This is a genomic window from Salinisphaera sp. Q1T1-3, from assembly GCF_003602005.1.
Classification (GTDB): domain Bacteria; phylum Pseudomonadota; class Gammaproteobacteria; order Nevskiales; family Salinisphaeraceae; genus Salinisphaera.
Genome location: NZ_QZWD01000011.1, coordinates 30485 through 47703 on the forward strand (window position 1 = coordinate 30485; position 17219 = coordinate 47703).

The 17219-nt window shown below is 66.0% G+C and carries 19 protein-coding genes; 10 read left to right on the top strand and 9 right to left on the bottom strand.

What is annotated here, in order from left to right; genetic code table 11:
* Window positions 1-154: 154 nt before the first annotated feature.
* From D3260_RS11275 to aroQ, 8 genes are all read left to right on the top strand, one after another.
* On the top strand, window positions 155-1633 hold the full coding sequence (locus D3260_RS11275; protein WP_120098707.1) for a nicotinate phosphoribosyltransferase: 1479 nt from the start codon (window positions 155-157) through the stop codon (window positions 1631-1633).
* The gene (pncA, locus tag D3260_RS11280) at window positions 1626-2246 is read left to right on the top strand and encodes a bifunctional nicotinamidase/pyrazinamidase (RefSeq protein ID WP_120098708.1); all 621 of its coding nucleotides are present in this window, start codon (window positions 1626-1628) and stop codon (window positions 2244-2246) included. Before D3260_RS11275 ends, pncA begins: the two co-directional genes overlap by 8 nt.
* Before the next feature lie 43 nt (window positions 2247-2289).
* Complete coding sequence (locus D3260_RS11285) at window positions 2290-2916, top strand: hypothetical protein (protein ID WP_120098709.1); 627 nt, start codon at window positions 2290-2292, stop codon at window positions 2914-2916.
* A 196-nt stretch (window positions 2917-3112) separates the two neighbouring features.
* Window positions 3113-4984 carry a phosphomethylpyrimidine synthase ThiC gene (gene thiC / locus D3260_RS11290; RefSeq protein WP_120098710.1) on the top strand — a complete coding sequence of 624 codons (1872 nt, stop codon included), beginning with the start codon at window positions 3113-3115 and terminating at the stop codon, window positions 4982-4984.
* Between the two features lie 67 nt (window positions 4985-5051).
* On the top strand, window positions 5052-5426 hold the full coding sequence (locus D3260_RS11295; RefSeq protein WP_158583505.1) for a DUF3015 family protein: 375 nt from the start codon (window positions 5052-5054) through the stop codon (window positions 5424-5426).
* Between the two features lie 58 nt (window positions 5427-5484).
* Window positions 5485-6372: a histone deacetylase family protein gene (locus D3260_RS11300; protein ID WP_120098787.1), complete on the top strand. Its 888-nt coding sequence runs from the start codon at window positions 5485-5487 to the stop codon at window positions 6370-6372.
* Window positions 6369-6785, top strand: coding sequence for a hypothetical protein (locus D3260_RS11305; protein ID WP_120098712.1), 417 nt, complete (start codon window positions 6369-6371; stop codon window positions 6783-6785). Before D3260_RS11300 ends, D3260_RS11305 begins: the two co-directional genes overlap by 4 nt.
* 103 nt (window positions 6786-6888) lie before the next feature.
* On the top strand, window positions 6889-7311 hold the full coding sequence (gene aroQ / locus D3260_RS11310) for a type II 3-dehydroquinate dehydratase (RefSeq protein WP_120098713.1): 423 nt from the start codon (window positions 6889-6891) through the stop codon (window positions 7309-7311).
* A 118-nt stretch (window positions 7312-7429) separates the two neighbouring features.
* On the opposite strand, the gene D3260_RS11315 is transcribed toward aroQ, so the two are convergent.
* The gene (locus D3260_RS11315) at window positions 7430-7840 is read right to left on the bottom strand and encodes a hypothetical protein (RefSeq protein ID WP_120098714.1); all 411 of its coding nucleotides are present in this window, start codon (window positions 7838-7840) and stop codon (window positions 7430-7432) included.
* A gap of 5 nt (window positions 7841-7845) precedes the next feature.
* Complete coding sequence (locus tag D3260_RS11320; RefSeq protein WP_120098788.1) at window positions 7846-8070, bottom strand: helix-turn-helix transcriptional regulator; 225 nt, start codon at window positions 8068-8070, stop codon at window positions 7846-7848.
* Window positions 8071-8247: 177 nt separating this feature from the next.
* On the opposite strand from D3260_RS11320, the gene D3260_RS11325 reads away from it, so the two are divergent.
* Window positions 8248-8868 (top strand): LysE family translocator, encoded by a 621-nt coding sequence (locus D3260_RS11325; RefSeq protein ID WP_120098715.1) that lies wholly within the window; start codon window positions 8248-8250, stop codon window positions 8866-8868.
* Window positions 8869-8929: 61 nt separating this feature from the next.
* On the opposite strand, the gene D3260_RS11330 is transcribed toward D3260_RS11325, so the two are convergent.
* Window positions 8930-9817 (bottom strand): sugar phosphate isomerase/epimerase, encoded by an 888-nt coding sequence (locus D3260_RS11330; protein ID WP_120098716.1) that lies wholly within the window; start codon window positions 9815-9817, stop codon window positions 8930-8932.
* Between the two features lie 199 nt (window positions 9818-10016).
* On the opposite strand from D3260_RS11330, the gene D3260_RS11335 reads away from it, so the two are divergent.
* A complete protein-coding gene (locus D3260_RS11335; protein WP_120098717.1) occupies window positions 10017-11384 on the top strand; it encodes a sugar porter family MFS transporter in 1368 nt (455 codons plus the stop codon).
* A 25-nt stretch (window positions 11385-11409) separates the two neighbouring features.
* Here the strand turns inward: D3260_RS11335 and D3260_RS11340 are convergent, their stop codons facing one another.
* The 6 genes from D3260_RS11340 to cobT all read right to left on the bottom strand — a co-directional run bounded on the left by D3260_RS11340 (window position 11410) and on the right by cobT (window position 16877).
* Entirely contained in the window at window positions 11410-12375 is a 966-nt protein-coding gene (locus D3260_RS11340) for a cobalamin-binding protein (RefSeq protein WP_158583506.1), read from the bottom strand.
* 35 nt (window positions 12376-12410) lie between these two features.
* Window positions 12411-13418 carry an aminotransferase class I/II-fold pyridoxal phosphate-dependent enzyme gene (locus D3260_RS11345; protein ID WP_120098719.1) on the bottom strand — a complete coding sequence of 336 codons (1008 nt, stop codon included), beginning with the start codon at window positions 13416-13418 and terminating at the stop codon, window positions 12411-12413.
* Window positions 13415-14338 (bottom strand): adenosylcobinamide-phosphate synthase CbiB, encoded by a 924-nt coding sequence (gene cbiB, locus D3260_RS11350; RefSeq protein ID WP_120098720.1) that lies wholly within the window; start codon window positions 14336-14338, stop codon window positions 13415-13417. The genes D3260_RS11345 and cbiB overlap by 4 nt, the downstream gene beginning before the upstream one ends.
* The gene (locus tag D3260_RS11355) at window positions 14329-15102 is read right to left on the bottom strand and encodes an adenosylcobinamide-GDP ribazoletransferase (RefSeq protein WP_158583507.1); all 774 of its coding nucleotides are present in this window, start codon (window positions 15100-15102) and stop codon (window positions 14329-14331) included. The genes cbiB and D3260_RS11355 overlap by 10 nt, the downstream gene beginning before the upstream one ends.
* Window positions 15103-15104: 2 nt before the next feature.
* The gene (locus D3260_RS11360) at window positions 15105-15728 is read right to left on the bottom strand and encodes a histidine phosphatase family protein (protein ID WP_120098722.1); all 624 of its coding nucleotides are present in this window, start codon (window positions 15726-15728) and stop codon (window positions 15105-15107) included.
* 93 nt (window positions 15729-15821) lie between these two features.
* Window positions 15822-16877, bottom strand: coding sequence for a nicotinate-nucleotide--dimethylbenzimidazole phosphoribosyltransferase (gene cobT, locus D3260_RS11365; protein WP_120098723.1), 1056 nt, complete (start codon window positions 16875-16877; stop codon window positions 15822-15824).
* Window positions 16878-17219 lie beyond the last annotated feature (342 nt).

Here is a 17219-nt window from a genome sequence, read left to right on the forward strand (position 1 = left end):
GACCCTGATGCGGGCCGGTGAACTCGTTAGACTTGGGGCTCGTGTAAACCGCGCGGTGCTCGTTCGCCACGCGGGGACCAGACCGACCATAGACTAACCGATCGCCGACCGGCCCCCGACAGACTGCCGATCGTGCCGCAAACGAGCGCCCTGCATGTCCGCAATCGAAAAACTCTACGGCCACGCGCCCGCCCTGCTGACCGATCTCTATCAGCTGACGATGGCCTATGCCCACTGGGCAGGCGGCACCGGCCAGCGCGAGGCCGTGTTTCACCTGTTCTATCGTCAGGCCCCCTTCGATAACGGGTTCGCGCTGGCCACCGGCGTGCAGACCGCGATCGACTACGTCACGGAAATGCGCTTCACCGACGAAGACGTCGCCTATCTGGCCACGTTGAAGGACAACGCGGGCGGTCCGTTGTTCGACTCGGGCTTTCTCGATTATCTGCGCGATTTCGCCTTCTCCGGCGAGGTCCATGCCGTCCCCGAGGGCACGGCGGTATTCCCGCATCAGCCCATGCTGCGCGTCTGTGGCCCGATCATCGAGGCCCAGCTGCTGGAAACCGCGTTGCTCAACCTGATGAACTTTCCGACCCTGGTCGCCACCAAGGCCGCACGCATCGCGCACGCCGCCGGCGGCGACCCGGTGCTGGATTTCGGCCTGCGCAAGGCCCAGGGCATCGATGGCGGCGTCTCGGCCGCCCGCGCAGCCTATATCGGGGGCTGCGCGGGAACCTCCAACGTGCTGGCCGGACGGCTGTTCGGTGTACCGGTCTCGGGCACGCACGCCCACGGCTGGGTCATGGCCTTCGATGAAGAGATTGATGCCTTCGATGCGTATGCCAGGGCCCTGCCCAACAACTGCGTGTTTCTGGTGGATACCTACAACACCGTCGAGGGTATCGAGAACGCCATTCGTGCCGGCGAGAAACTGCGGGCCAACGGTTACGACATGGCCGGCATTCGCCTGGATTCGGGCGATCTCGCACAGTTGTCGCGTCGGGCACGGCGTCGCCTGGACGCAGCCGGCTTCCACCACACGAAGATCGCGGCCAGTTCCAGCCTCGACGAAAGCGTGATCGCGGATCTCAAGGCTCGCGGGGCCCCGATCGTGCTATGGGGCGTCGGTACCAAACTGATCACTGCCCAGCCGGATGCCGCCCTCGACGGGGTCTACAAGCTCGGCGCGATCCGCGAGGATTCCGGGCGCTGGTCGTATCGGATGAAGATGAGCGACACGCCCGGCAAGCTCACCCGGCCCGGGTTGCAGCAGGTGCGTCGCTTCACCGACACATCGGGCGAGCCGGTCGCGGATCTGCTCTTCGACGAAGCCTCCTGGTCGACCGCCTGGGCCGGCGGCGTTGCCGAGTACGAACGCCATTTCGCCGCCGACGATCCGCACGTCGACCTGCTCAAGCCCATGGTGCGCGACGGCGTTCGCCTGGAGGCCGCCCCGGCGTTGTCGACCATCCGCGATTACGCCCAGTCGCAGTTCGCCTACTTCGCTGCACGTCCGAATTATCCGGCGCTGATCGATCATTATCTGGACGAATCCACAGATGCCCTGCGCGACTGGCTCGCCTGGCGGCACACCGACGGCGCGTCCTTCCGCGAAGGTGGTACCGATGCATGACACCCTGCTGCTGGTCGATATCCAGAACGATTTCCTGCCGGGCGGCGCCCTCGCGGTGCCCGAAGGCGACGCCGTGGTGCCGATCGCCAACCGGCTGATGCCGCACTTCAGCCACGTGGTGGCCAGCCAGGACTGGCACCCCGCCGATCACGGCTCGTTCGCGGCGCATCATCCGGGCACGAAACCCTTCGATATCGGCGAACTCGACGGTCTGGAACAGATCCTCTGGCCAACCCACTGCGTGCAGCACACGCCCGGCGCCTCGTTTGCCAGCGGCCTGGATATCGCTCGCATCGACCACGTCGTGCGCAAGGGTGACGACGCCCGTATCGACAGCTATTCGGCCTTTCACGACAACGGCCATCGCAAGGCCACCGGCCTGGCCGACACGCTCCACGCGCGGGGCAGTCGCCATCTGTTCGTGATGGGCCTGGCCGCAGACGTATGCGTGAAATTCACGGTGCTCGACGCGCTGGCCGAGGGGTTTGTCGTGACGCTGATCACCGACGGCGTGCGCGGCGTCGACATGACCGCCGGCGATACCGACGCCGCGATTCAGCTCATGCACGAGGCCGGCGCCAGGATCGGCACCACGGTACAGCTTATCTCCTGAGCACGCGGTACCACCTCGCATCCGGCATGCTCGCGGCCGTACCGTGACGAGCGCGAGCATCCCGGCCCTGGCCGCAGGCGACCCGGCCGAGATACAGACTTCGCACGTCCCGGCTCACGATCTCGGCGCCTTCGTCGATCGATATCCGGATATCGGGTCATTCAGAAGCGCGTTGGGTCCGCGGCGCACCGCCGGCGATCATCACGTCGCGGACCTCGATATGCGGCCCTCGAAACAAACCGGCGACGCGCCGGTCTTCGATTCGTCCGACAGGTATTTCGCGCTGACCGACTTCAAACGCGGCGATTTCAACGGGGACCGTCCAAGGCCTGTTGATGTTTCATACGAGTCCGCACCAAGCGCTGTTGTGCGACAAACCCTGCCTGCGGGGTTGCCAGTCCTGGCCGTGGCACGCCGCGACGCGTCGACTCGCGCCTTGCGGGACACGATTTGCGAACGCCAACGCGGCGCTCGAACGACACATCAACAGGCCCTCGCAGATCTCGCGATCTGCCTGATCGATCGAGCACAGAATGGCGGTACGTACCTCGTCGAAGAGCCGCTTCTGCTGTCACGCGATACCGACGACAGACCGCTCGTTGGCATCGGGTTTTCCATCGATTCTCCCGAGTGCAGCCGATATACCGACCGGGCCGGCACATCAGAATAGCCTCACCGCCAATTCCGGCCCATACGCCGACGATACGCGGCGCGTATTCCGCACCGAGCAACCGCGCATCCACGGGTGGAATCCGCGAATCGCCACGCGTCAATCCCACGACGCGGCCATGTCCGTGTTTTACTTGGGTCTCGGGCTTGTTAGATTGCGACTAGACTAGTCCCTTTCCACAGCCCGGTGTCTTGCCATGAGTGCCGTCCCCAAGGATCTCGCGGTTGGCGCACGTCTTGCCGACGAAATGCGTGTGCCCTTTCCCCAGTCCGCCAAAATCTACGTCACCGGATCGCGCTCGGACATTCGCGTGCCGATGCGCGAAGTCTCGCAGTCCAACACACCGGCGACCTTCGGCGTGGAAAAGAACCCGCCGATCACGATCTATGACTGCTCGGGGCCCTATACCGACCCGGCGGTCACGATCGACCTGACCACAGGCCTGGCGCCGCTGCGCGCGGCCTGGATCGACGAGCGCGGCGACACCGAAGTGCTGCCCGGCCTGTCCTCACAGTTCGGCCGCGACCGCGCCGCCGATGCCGCGACCGGGCACCTGCGCTTTCCCGACGTGCGCGCCCCGCGTCGCGCCAGGGCCGGCGCCAACGTCTCGCAGATGCATTACGCGCGACAAGGCATCGTCACGCCCGAAATGGAGTTCGTGGCGATCCGCGAGAACGCCCGCATCGAGGCCATCAAGGATTCGCGCCTGTTGCGCCGGCATCCCGGCGAGGGCTACGGCGCCCACATTCCGGACTATGTCACGCCGGAATTCGTGCGCGACGAGATCGCGGCCGGCCGGGCGATCATCCCCAACAATATCAATCACCCGGAATCCGAGCCGATGATCATCGGCCGCAATTTCCGGGTGAAGATCAACGCCAATATGGGCACCTCGGCGGTCACCTCCTCGATCGCCGAGGAGGTCGAAAAAATGGTCTGGGCCGCCCGCTGGGGCGGCGACACGATCATGGATCTGTCCACCGGCAAGCATATCCACGAGACTCGCGAGTGGATCATCCGCAACGCCCCCGTGCCGGTCGGCACGGTGCCGATCTATCAGGCACTGGAAAAGGTCGACGGCAAAGCCGAGGAACTGACCTGGGAGATGTTCCGCGACACGCTCATCGAACAGGCCGAGCAGGGCGTGGACTACTTCACCATCCATGCCGGCGTGCGCCTGCCGTTCGTGCCGATGACGGTGAATCGCGTGACGGGCATCGTCTCCCGCGGCGGCTCGATCATGGCCAAGTGGTGCCTGGCCCATCACCAGGAATCCTTCCTGTACGAGCATTTCTCGGAGATCTGCGAAATCATGAAGGCTTACGATGTGGCCTTCTCGCTCGGCGATGGCCTGCGCCCCGGCGCGATTGCCGATGCCAACGACGAAGCCCAGATGGCCGAGCTGCGCACCTTGGGTGAGCTGACCGAGATCGCCTGGCAGCACGACGTGCAGGTGATGATCGAAGGCCCGGGCCATGTGCCGATGCAGCGCATCAAGGAGAACATGGATGCGGAGCTCGCCGATTGTCACGAGGCGCCCTTCTATACGCTGGGCCCGCTGACCACCGACATCGGTCCCGGCTACGACCACATCACCTCGGCGATCGGCGCGGCCCAGATCGGCTGGTACGGCACGGCGATGCTCTGCTATGTCACGCCCAAGGAGCATCTGGGTCTGCCGAACAAGGATGACGTCCGCGAGGGCATCGTCACCTACAAGATCGCCGCCCATGCGGCCGATCTGGCCAAGGGCCATCCGGGCGCCCAGATCCGCGACAACGCCCTGTCCAAGGCGCGCTTCGAGTTCCGCTGGGAAGACCAGTTCAATCTCGGGCTGGATCCGATGAAGGCCCAGGGCTATCACGACGAGACCCTGCCCAAGGACAGCGCCAAGGTGGCGCACTTCTGTTCCATGTGCGGGCCGAAGTTCTGCTCCATGCGCATCTCGCAGGAAGTGCGCGAGTTCGCCCATGATCGCGGCATTCATTCCGCCGAGGATGCGATCGAGGCCGGACTCGAGGAAAAAGCCGCCGAATTTCGCGACGGCGGTCACAAGCTCTACAAATAAGAACCGATATCGCGCGGCCGGCGTCCGTCGGCCGCGCGCGCCCCCATCGGACAACGAGGAGAAGACCATGCAACGGTTTGCCTGGCTGCTGGGTATCGCGGTACTCGGCGCCGCCCTGACGCCGAATCTGGCCAGTGCCCTTGATCGGCGCGATTTCACGACCACGGCCAGCACGGCGGGAACGACGGCCTACATCGTGGGCAAGCACGACAAGGACGATCTCGCCCGCGCCCACGACTTCGCCGACAACCAGCATCTTGCCCTGCAACGCGAAGCCGCCCGCGGGCAGGGCGAGCATCTGGCCGCGCTGGCGGCGCTGCTCGAGCGTGATCCTGTCGACTTCGGACCGTGGATGCAGTCGCACTACGCGGCCCTGTATCCCGCATCCGCAGCACATTCGGCGAACCTGGTCGATCGCATCACCGCTCTGCACGCCAGCTGATCACGCCGCCGTGACCACAGCCTATTTCTCGGCCCACGACATCTGTCGCGGGCATGACATGGGGGCCGGCCATCCCGAACAGCCCGGGCGACTGGCCGCCATCGAACAGGGCCTGGAAGTCGTCGGCATTCAGGACGCGCTGTGGCGCTGTGCGGCACCCGAGGCCTCGCTCGACGCTATCAAACGCGTGCATGACCCGTTCTACGTCGACGAGCTGTTCGCTATCGCCCCGACGCGTGGGCGGGTCCCACTGGACGGCGACACCACCCTGATGGCCGGCTCGTTGCCAGCGGCAAGACGCAGTGCTGGCGCTGCCATCGCAGCCGTGGATGCAGTGATGGCCGGCCAGGCCGCCAATGCCTTCTGTGCGACGCGGCCGCCCGGCCACCACGCCGAATACGCCAAGGCGATGGGATTCTGTTTCTTCGACAACATCGCCATCGCGGCTGCCCATGCGCTCGCCGCGCACGGCCTGAGTCGGGTCGCGATTCTCGATTTCGACGTCCATCACGGCAACGGCACCGAGGATGTATTGCGCCATGAACCCCGTGTGCTGTTCTGCTCGTCGTACGAAAATCCGCTGTTTCCCTACACCGACGACACCTGCGTACCGGGCAAGCTGATCAAGACCCCACTGCGGGCCGGCACCGCCGGGCGTGTCTTTCGGGACGCCATCGAGCGCGACTGGCTGGGGGCGCTGGATGACCACGCGCCGGAGCTGATTCTGGTTTCGGCCGGCTTTGACGCGCACCGAGCCGATCCGCTGGCCAATCTGAATCTGGAAGCCGAGGATTTCGCCTGGGTCACCGAGCGCATCCTGGATATGGCCGCGCATCACTGCGATGGACGCGTGGTTAGCGTGCTCGAGGGCGGTTATGCACTGGATGCCTTGGCGGCCTCGGCTGCGACTCATGTCCAGACGCTGCTGACGCGCGGCCAGCGATGAACCGATCGCGCAAGCTCGTTCTCGCCGCCGCGATGCTGTGCGCTCCGTTTCAGGCTGCGTTCTCGGCCGCCCCCGGCGGCGGCAGTCAGCCACAGCGCGCCCCCGCCTATATCCGGCTGGGGCCGATGCCGGCGCATCCGGCCCGGCACCTGACGCGCCAGCATCGAAGCGCGCCCGGATGCGCGCCGCCGGGCGCGCTCTATATCGCCAATCAGGCCCAGAATTACCCGTTGCATATCGTATTGCGCCGCCGTGCAGCGCCGAGCGGCGGCCCGCATCGGTTCGAGACCGTACTCGCCCCGCAGGCTGTGGCAGTGCGCGTCGGCTGCGACGCCGCCGCCGGTGCCCCCGGTCACTGGCAACGTGACCGGGTCGAGTTCGTGATACCGAAATCCGATCGCACCGGCCCCTGAACGACGAGCGCGATGATGGCGTCGGCGCTGTCGCGCCGTACTACTTGCCCCGGTGCCGGTCGCGATCCGTATCATGCGGGTATCGACCCAACGCGCCCGTGTCATGAATCTGCTTCTGCTGAACGGACCGAACCTCAATCTGCTCGGTCAACGCGAACCCGACATCTACGGGTACGAGACGCTGGCCGATATCGAGGCAACCACGCAGGCACACGCCGAAGCCCGCGGGGCGGCGCTGACCGCGCTCCAGACCAATCACGAAGGCGAGATGATCGATCGCATCCATGCCGCGCGTGGCACGGTCGATGCCATCATCATCAATCCGGCGGCCTGGTCGCACACCTCGATCGCGTTGCTCGATGCGCTCAATGCGTTTGAAGGCCGGGTGGTGGAGGTGCATCTGTCGAACATCCATCGGCGCGAGGCGTTCCGTCATCACTCTTATATCTCGGCCCGGGCCGACGCGGTACTGGCCGGCATGGGAGCGTATGGTTATCTCGCCGCAGTGGACTGGCTGATGCGCTAGGGCGTCGTACCGATCGCTATCGCCGCGCCGGATGGCGGCCGCGCCCCTTTCGTGCCCGTATTTCGCTGTGCGTACCTCACAGAATGGCATCACCGCCCTGCGTCGAACGACGACGCGGCTAGGCTCGCATGTGGCGATATCGGAGCACGGCGAAGACGCCCAGCATGGCCATGACGGCCAGCCCCCATAAGCCTAGCGCACTGGGCGGCGCGACCCATTCGCCCAGAGACAGCACAAGCCAGGCGGGGTAGACCGTGATCACGAGTGCGCCGCCGATAGCGACCGCGACGCGATCCAGATGTTGTTCGTGTTCGTCGGTTCGCGCATGTGCAAAGAAGCAGAGCGCTGCAAGCAGCAAGACGCCGGCACCTAGACCGAGCGTCAACGACGGCGTGATGCCACCGACCATTCCGACACCGCCGAAATAGCCTGTCAGAAAGCCGATGGCGGCTATCGACCCGATGAGAATCCAGGTGTTCCGTGTCTTGCGTCGGTATGTCGTCGGACTGTTTTCCGATGGCGTCTGCATGCTCGTCACTCCTGTATGTCAACGTCCGGTGCACCGTCGGCCGGCGCACCGAAGATCGTCTCGATCGGTCGCTTGAACAGCGCACCGATCCGAAATGCCAACGACAACGACGGATCATATTTGCCTGTTTCGATCGCATTGATCGCCTGTCGTGACACGTCCAGGCGCTCGGCCAGGGCAGCCTGACTCCAGCCCCGCTCGGCTCGTAACGCGCGTAGACAATTTTTCAAAAGCATTATCGCCTTGTGTCAGGTTTACTTGACATTAAGCGCCATCAAACGCTGTGTCAACAAAACCTGACATTGCATTGGTTAAGGCTTAGACCGGGCGCGACGCACCCACCCCGGATTGGACGCACGCTGCAGGCCGCTTATAGTGGCGCGCGTTCTTTGGTCGCTTGCGACGTCATGACTCTTGCAACCCTGTCCGTGTTCATCCCGACCTTCTTTCTCGTCTCGCTCACGCCGGGCCTGTGCATGACGCTCGCGCTGTCGCTCGGCATGACCGTCGGCGTCCGCCGAACCGGCTGGATGATGATAGGCGAGATGCTCGGGGTCGGGCTGGTCGCCGTTCTATCGGTGATCGGGGTAGCGACCGTGTTATTGCGCTATCCGATGCTGTTCACCGCATTCAAATGGGTGGGGGGTGCCTATCTCGTTTGGCTCGGCATCGGTATGTGGCGCTCGCGCGGCAATCTGGCGATCCCCGAGATCGACGATGACGCGCCACCGCCGCCCCGTGGTCAGCTCGCCGGTCAGGGCTTCGTCACGGCGATCGCCAATCCAAAGGGCTGGGCGTTCTTCATTGCTCTGCTGCCGCCGTTTCTCGATTTCGATCGGGCGCTCGCGCCCCAGCTCGCATTACTGCTGTCGATGATCCTGACCATGGAGCTGATCTGCATGACGCTCTATGCCACCGGCGGTTCGGCCGCCCGCGCCCTGCTGGAAAAACGCTCGAACGTGCGCGTGCTCAATCGTATTGCCGGCACACTGATCATCGGCGTCGGCATCTGGCTGGCGCTGGATTGACGACCGACCCCATCCGGGGCGACGTACGCTCCGATGCGCGGTGGCCGGCTACGGGCTCGATTCAGCCTGCTGCCCGCAGGTTGCGCCGCCGTCGCTGGGCCTCGTCGTATTTCAACGCCAGGAACTGCCTGGCATGGGCGGCCAACGGCGCGCTCTCGGTCCAGGTATCACGCCAGATGGCACAGGCACGCGAGAGTTTTTCATCGACCACGGCACTGGAAAAACTCTCGTAGACGACATCGCCGTCGTAGCCGATATCCAGCAGTGCATCGAAGATCCGGTCGAAATCGATCACGCCATCGCCGAGATAGCCGCGGTTGTTCTCGCCGACGTGGAAATAGCCGAGCCGGTCGCCGGCCATCCGGATCGCGCCTTCCGGATCGGTCTCCTCGATGTTCATGTGAAACGTGTCCAGGTGCAGCTTGACCGCGTCATCGCCCAGCGCGTCGAGGAACTTCAACCCCTGAGCCGTGGTGTTGAGCAGATTGGTCTCGAAGCGATTGACGATCTCCAGCACGAGGCTCACGCCGCACTCGCACCCGATGTCGGCGGCCTGGCCTACCGCCGCCAGACTGCGTTGCCACTGATCCGGGCTGGGCATGTGCGTGTATTTCTGGTGCGCCGAATAGATGATGCCGCCCAGCGAGGTCGCCCCGACGTCGCGGGCGGCTTTGATCGCGGTCTCCAGCTCGGCCCGACCGTGCGCGGCGACAGTCTCGTCTCCGCTCGAGACATCGGCATCGGGGGCCAGACCCATGGTCATGGTCACGCCCAGCCCCAGGTCGCTGGCCTTGTTCCCGAGCCGGTCTAGATCGAAGTCCGCGGCCCGCAGATTCGCCAGCTCGACCAGGGCATAGCCATGCTCGGCCGAGCGCTCGAGCGCCATTTCCAGCCCGTCCTGGCTTTGGCCGGCGGTCCAGACGAAAGAGTGAATGCCGAGTCGTCGCATATCGATTCATGGGTTGACGGATGACCGGGCCAGCATAACCAGCATGGCACCGGCTGGGGCTACGACATAAGTCAAACAAAAAAAGAATATTTGTTTATTTATGTTGTTTTAAGCCATGCCTTCCGACGAATGTCGGGTATCAAAACGGAATGACTGCCGACAATGTCTGTTTCATTGGCACCCAACACGACAGCGCGCCATGTCGCCGATATTCCAGTGGTCTTTGTTCGTCGCCATTGCCGGTTTTCTGTTTGGTTTCGATACGGCCGTGATCTCGGGGGCCGACAAGCCCACACAGGCGCTCTGGGGCCTGAGTGATCTGATGCACGGCCTGCTGATCGTCTCCATGGCGCTCTGGGGCACGGTCATCGGTGCACTGGCCGGCAGCTGGCCGGCCGACCGCTTCGGACGACGCAACATGCTGCTGGTGATCGGCATACTGTATTTCGTCTCCGCCGTTGGCTCGGCACTGGCACCGGATCCGACCTGGTTCTCCATCTTCCGTCTGATCGGCGGGCTCGGCGTCGGTATGTCGACGATCGTGGCCCCGGCCTATATCTCGGAGATCGCGCCGGCCTCGCGCCGCGGTGCGCTGGTCGCGCTATACCAGGCCAACGTGGTCCTGGGCATTTTCATCGCCTACGTCTCCAACGCACTGCTGAGCAATCTGCTGGATGCCGATGCCTGGCGCTGGATGGTCGGCGTGGAGGCGGTGCCGGCGCTTATCTTCACCCTGCTGGTGCTGACCGTGCCGCGCAGCCCGCGCTGGCTGATTCTCAAGGCCGGCCGACGCGAGGAGGCGGCGGCCATCCTGCGCCGGATCGACCCGCGCGGCGATATCAAGGCCAAGATCGCCGAAATCACCCAGGCTGACGAGTCCGACCAACAGCACCACAGCCGATTCTGGTCGGCGCGCTACCGGCCGTTGATCGTACTGGCCTTTCTCATGGCCTTCTTCAATCAGTTCACCGGCATCAACTTCGTGTTGTATTACGCGCCGCGTATTCTCGAGGCCGCTCAGCTCGGCGCCTCGGCCGCGTTGCTGTCGACCGCCGGCATCGGCCTGATCATGCTGCTGTTCACCCTGCTGGGTCTGTTCCTGATCGATCGCGTCGGGCGACGCCCGTTGATGTATATCGGCTCGATCGGGTATCTGATCTCACTGGCCGGCATCTCGCACGCGTTCTTCACGAACAATCTCGGCGGGCTTTTCGTGCCCGTACTGTTGTGTCTGTTCGTGGCCGCTCACGGCATCAGCCAGGGCACGGTGATCTGGGTGTTCATCTCCGAGATTTTCCCCAACCGCGAGCGCGCCCGCGGTCAGTCGATCGGCAGTGTGACCCACTGGGGCTTCGCCGCGCTGATCACCCTGGTGGCCCCCTGGGTGTTGTCGGCCTTCAACGGCGGCCCCCTGTTCGCCTTCTTTGCCGCCATGATGATCCTGCAGGTGCTGTTCGTGGCGTTCCTGATGCCCGAGACCAAGGGCGTTTCGCTGGAAGCGCTTCAGGCTCGATTGATGGGCCAACGCGGCGGCCGAGACAAGGGTGCCGGCGCCATGGATGCCTGACGAGCGGCGTGTGTTGATGTCGGGATCAGGACGCGTCGTGCGATGATGGACGCGCCTGATCAGGCGTATCAGCGTTCGGGGAATCGCGGCGTACGCGCTCCAGACCCTGGCACAGGCGCGTCGTGGCCTCGGCCATCCGCACGGTCGGCCGACTCATCGCGCCGCGGGGCACGGTCACGAAATGATCGCGGGCCACGGCATCCAGCGTCGGCCATTGCTGCCAGGCGCGTTGCCAGCTTTTATCGTCGTCCGCCGGCTGGGCGGAGACGATCGCATCGGGATTGCGTGCAATCAGCGATTCAATACCGATATGGGGCGCCGCGGTTGGTGCGTCTTCATAAATATTCGCCCCACCACACAGACGGATCGCCGCCCCGATCATGCTGGACCCGCTGATGGTGATCAGCGGGTCCATGGCCACCTCATAGAATACGGAGACCGGCCGCTGCTTGCCGTAACGGGATCGCAACGCATGCATCCGGTTCGTGAACGTCGTGGCCGCAGTCTCGGCGGTCGCCTCCGTACCGCCGAGCCGACCAAGATCGCGGATCGTGCGGGCGATACCGGCGAAATCGGTCGGATCATCGACATAGACGGCGATACCGAGCCCGCGTAACCGGCGTACGACATCGGCCGTATCGGACTGCGCCCAGGCCACCACCAGATCGGGCCGCCGGGCGACGATCGCTTCCAGGCTTACCGACCGATACCCGCCGACGCGCGGTATCCTTTGCGCAGCCGCCGGATAGTCGCTATAACGCACCGCGCCGACGAGCCGATCGCCCAGCCCGGCTGTGAACAAGTTTTCCACAAGATGCGGCGTCAACGCGACGATGCGCTCGGCCGGACGCGCCAGCGTCACGCGATGTCCGGTGAAATCGGTCGCTGAAACCGCGGCCTGGGCGGCTGAAGCCGCCACGAGCGCGCCCCAGGCGACCAGCCCGATCGTTGCCAATCGCACCCAACGGCGATGTAGAACAACTCTGTGCATAAGTTGGATTGCCTGTGGAAAACCCGGGCGCGTCATCAGGACGCCGGGGCCTCATCCGCGGCCGCAGCCAGTGCCGTGGCCAACCGCGAGGCCTGGTCGTCCGGTGCCAGACCGAAACGCAACCAGTGCCCATCGTCTCCGAGACGCGTGAGAATCGCGCGCCGTGCCAACGCCTCATGCCAGGCCGCTGCCGGGCCGGGCGCATCGAAGAACACGCTCACGAACAGCCCGCCGGAGACAATACCGGCCGCCGAACCGAACGTCGCCCGCAGTCGCGAGACGAGCGCGTCTTCGGCGCGGGCGATTCGATGGCGTTGCATGGACTGCCACTGCCCATCGGCCAATGCCCGTACGCCGATCCAGCGGGCCGGATGCGACACGCCCCAGGGGCGGATGTCCGCGGCCAGCGGCGACAGCGTCGCCGCTGCGGCACTGACGAAACCGAGTCGCAGGCCGGCCAGGCCGAAGAACTTGCCGACCGAGCGCAGCACGATCGCTGTCTCCGGGAACGATGGCCGCACGTTGCGGCAGCCGGCAAAGGCCGCATCCACGATCAGGCGCTGCGGACCCAGCGCCTCGGCAATGACCGCGAGCCGATCCGCGGGTGGCCATTCACCGGTCGGGTTGTTGGGGGCGATCACCACCGCGTGATCGAGCCCGGACACCATCCCGGCCAACGCGGCCGTGTCGTCGTAATGACAGACCCTGTGACCGGCCGCCGCCCAGGCAGCCGCATGTTCGGTATAGCCGGTACGCGGCACGGCCACGCAGCCCGGCGGGACCTGGCGCGGCAGGGCCCGAATCGCATACTGGCTGCCCGGTACCGCCAGCAGATCGGATCGGGGCACGTCGTAACAGGCCGCAGCCGCTGCCTCCAGGCCATCGTCGGGCTCGGGCAGACGCGCCCAGACCTCGCCCGGCACCTCCGGCACCGGCCAGGACCACGGTGCGATGCCGGTCGACAGGTCCAGCCAGGCAGCCGGCGCGAGGCCCCAGCGCCGTGCCGCCGCGCTGAGACAACCACCGTGACGGGCTTCGCTCATGCCAGCCCCAGCAGCAGCACGACGGCAACAAGCCCGGCCACGGCCCGATCGACCAGACTCAGGGCGCGCTCGATATCGGCGGGCGTCGGCGGCTGCCCCCGGCCGAGCGTCGGCCGATCCCGCCAGGCGCCGTGATAGATCGCCGGCCCCCCCAGACGCACGCCAAGTGCCCCGGCGCCGGCGGCCATGACCGGCCCCGCGTTCGGGCTATCACAGGCCCGTGCCTGACGATGCCAGCACGCCAGTGCCGCGCGCCCGTCGCCGAATACCGCGAACGCCAGCGCGGTCACGCGCGCCGGCAGCCAGTTCAGCAGATCGTCGAGGCGTGCCGCCACGCGACCGAAACGCCCGAACCGCGCGGTGCGATAACCCCACATCGCATCGAGCGTATTGACCAGCCGATGGCCCACCACGGCCGCCGCCGCACCGGCCGGCCCGGCCAGCCCGCCGCCGAGTGCGGCCCAGACAAGCGGCGCGGTCACGGCATCACTGCTGTTTTCCAGCACCGATTCGAGCGTCGCACGGCAGACGCCGTCGGCGTCCATCGCCTCGGTCTCGCGCGAGACAAGTGCTGCTACCCGGCGACGCGCGCCGGCCAGATCGCCCGCATCCAGCGCTGTCGCCACCGGCCGGGCGTGCGCGGCCAGACTGCGTCGACCGATCGAGAGCCAGACCAGCACGGCGACCACGAACCAGGCCAGCGGCAACGGCAACACGGCCGCCATCCATGCCGCGACTATGACCGGCGGTACAACGAGTGCGGCCAGCGCCCCGCCGCCGGTGGCCACGCGATCGGCGTGCCAGTGGCGTTCCCAGCGTTCGGCGCACTGGCCGAAGAACACCAGCGGATGCGCCCGGCGCGGCTCACCGAGCAATGCATCGGTGATCAGCCCGGCGAGTATGGCCAGACTCAGGCCCATCCGCTGCCCCAGGCCAGCGCGACCAGCAGCCCCGCCTCGACGATCTCGATCAGGGCCCCGGCCACGTCGCCGGTATAGCCGCCGATCCGGGCCTGCCAGAAACCACGCCAGAGCCAGACCGTCAGCCCGCTCAGACACGCAAGCAACAGGGCCGTCCACAGACCGAGCAGCAGCATACCGAGTAACAGACTGATCGCGATCGCCCCCCAGATGCGCGGCGCCGAGCGCCAGGCGGCCTGGTCCCGGGCGATACCGTCGCGACGCCGATAGGCCGTGCTCGTCATCAAGGCGGCGGCCGCAGCCCGCGCGAATAACGGCACACAGAACCAGCTACCCACCGCGGCACCCGCCGGCGCCGAGACAAGCGCGACGAGTCCGGCATATTTGGTCAGCAGTATCGTCACGAGCCCGATCACCGCCATGGGCCCGGCCGTCGGCTCGGCCATCACCGCCAGCGTCCGATCGCGATTGCGATGCCCGGCCAATGCACCGTCGGTGGCATCGGCCAGCCCGTCCAGATGCAGTCCGCCGGTCAGCCCGATCCAGGCGATGAGCAACAGGGCGCCGGCCACCGAGGCCGGTGCCGTGGCCGTCAACGCCGCCACCAGCGCCAGCAACAGCCCGATGATGCCACCAACCGCCGGGTACCAGGCGACCGAGCGCCCGACGTCACGCGCGGACACATCGGGCCCGAGCGCGCGGCCGACCGGCAGTGTGGTCAGCAGTACGAGCGCCAGCAGCAGTGGCGTTATGCGACCGCGCACGGCTACTCGGCGTTGTCGAGGTTGTAGCCCATCAGGCGTGCCATGCTGCCGCTCGGCGAATGGGTCACATCGATGCGCGACCGGCAACCGTAGGGCATGCCGAAACGGTTGGTCGCGCCCAGCGGCAGATCCAGCACGTGCGAGACCAGATTGCGGATCACCCCGCCGTGGCACACCAACAGCACATGACGGCCCTCATGGGTCGCGACCAGATCGGCCCAGGCCTCGGCCACACGCGCCCGGATATCGACCAGCTTTTCGGCGTTCGGCGGCTCGTGATTGCCCGGATCGACATACCAGGCCTGGGCCAGTTCCGGCTGGCTGTTCCAGACATCGGTAATCGGCACGCCTTCCCAGTCGCCGAAATTCATCTCGCGGAAACGCGGATCGACCACCACATCCAGACCGCGCGCCTCGGCCAGCCAATCGGCAAACGCCCGACAGCGTGTCAATGGCGAGGTCACGATCGTATCCCAGCCGGACAACGGCTCGGTCACGCGCTTGAGCCGCGCCCAGCCCGCATCCGACAAGGGCACATCGGTCGAGCCCCGGAAGATACTGCCGCCCTCGCACTCGGCGTGGCGCAATACATCCACTTGCGTGGTCGGCATATTGAATTCTGGCATTCGCGCATCTCTCGTCTTTCAGGTCGACATCGGGGCGCCGGGCACGGCGCCTGGTCTCGACGGATCACATCATCGTTGGCCGGCGGGCGGGCATCAGGCCCCGACGCCGGCTTCGGCAAAGGTGGCCATTTTCGCGTGAACGGCGAGTGCCGCGCGAATCACCGGCACGGCCGTCATGGCCCCGCTGCCCTCACCGAGCCGCATGCCGAGATCGAGGATCGGCTCGGCCCCGAGCGCCGCGAGCGCACGGGCATGGCCGGTCTCGGCCGAGCGATGCCCAAAGACCAGCCAGTCCGCGACACCAGGGTTGATGCGTACGGCCGCCAAGGCGGCCACGCTGCTGATGAAACCGTCGATCAGCACCGGCACGCCGGCCTGCGGGGCGGCGACGTAGGCGCCCGTCAGGGCCGCGATTTCGAGCCCGCCGACACAGGCCAACACGGCAAGCGCGGCGTCGGGCGCATCCAGACCGGCCCAGCGCGCGGCGTGCCGGGCCAGGCCGGCATCGACCGCGGCCCGCTTGGCCGCAAGCCCGGCATCATCCACGCCGGTCCCGCGGCCGACCGTGGCCGCGCCGTCGAGGCCGATGAGTGCGGCAAGCACCGCAGCCGCACTCGTGGTGTTGCCGATGCCCATCTCGCCGCCGACGAACAGGCTCGCCCCGGGATCGATCGCTGCCGCCCCGACCGCCAGCGCGTCTGCAAGCGTATCCAGGGGCATCGCCGCATCCGCGGTGAAATCAGCCGTGCCCGGCGCCAGCTGATGATTGATGACGCCCGGGATGTCGTCGGTGGGCGTGACGGTGCCGAGATTCACGACCGTCATCGCCGCCCTCGCTTCGCGCGCGAGCACGGCCACCGCCGCACCACCGGCTGCGAAATTGGCGATCATCTGAGCAGTCACACTCTGTGGAAACGCTGATACGCCGCGCGTCACCACACCATGGTCGCCGGCAAATACTGCCAGCGTGATCGTATCCAGCGCCGGTTTTTCGACGCCCTGCCAAGCCGCGAAATCGGTGGCGACTGTCTCCAGCCGACCGAGCGAGCCCGGCGGCTTGGTCAGCTCATTCTGGCGAGCGATCGCGGCCGCGCGGGCCGCCTCGTTGGGTGTCGCGGTCGGTTGGCATAGCCATTCGGTGTTGGGCATGGGATCGCAGTTTTCAGTGGGTCGGGAATTGCAGCCGAATTCAGCCGTTCAGCCTTTCTTCGCAAGTCGAGAGAAACAGCTCACACGGGACCCCTGGCACCGGTTTCGTACTGCCGTTTGTCCAGAAGACGGCACCAGGAAAAAGACACCCGGGTCGGCGCCGGCTGCGCCGGCCCAGTGCGAGACAAAACATCGGCGTCGCCGCATGACGGGACCGGCGCGACAAGCGGCCTGAGCTTTTGCCGCATCCGCCGGGACCGAGCATCGGTGTGGGCCCGCGAAGCGGGCGGCTGAGAGGGTGTCTTTGCCTTGGGCTACGTTCGTTTGGACACGCAAACGAAC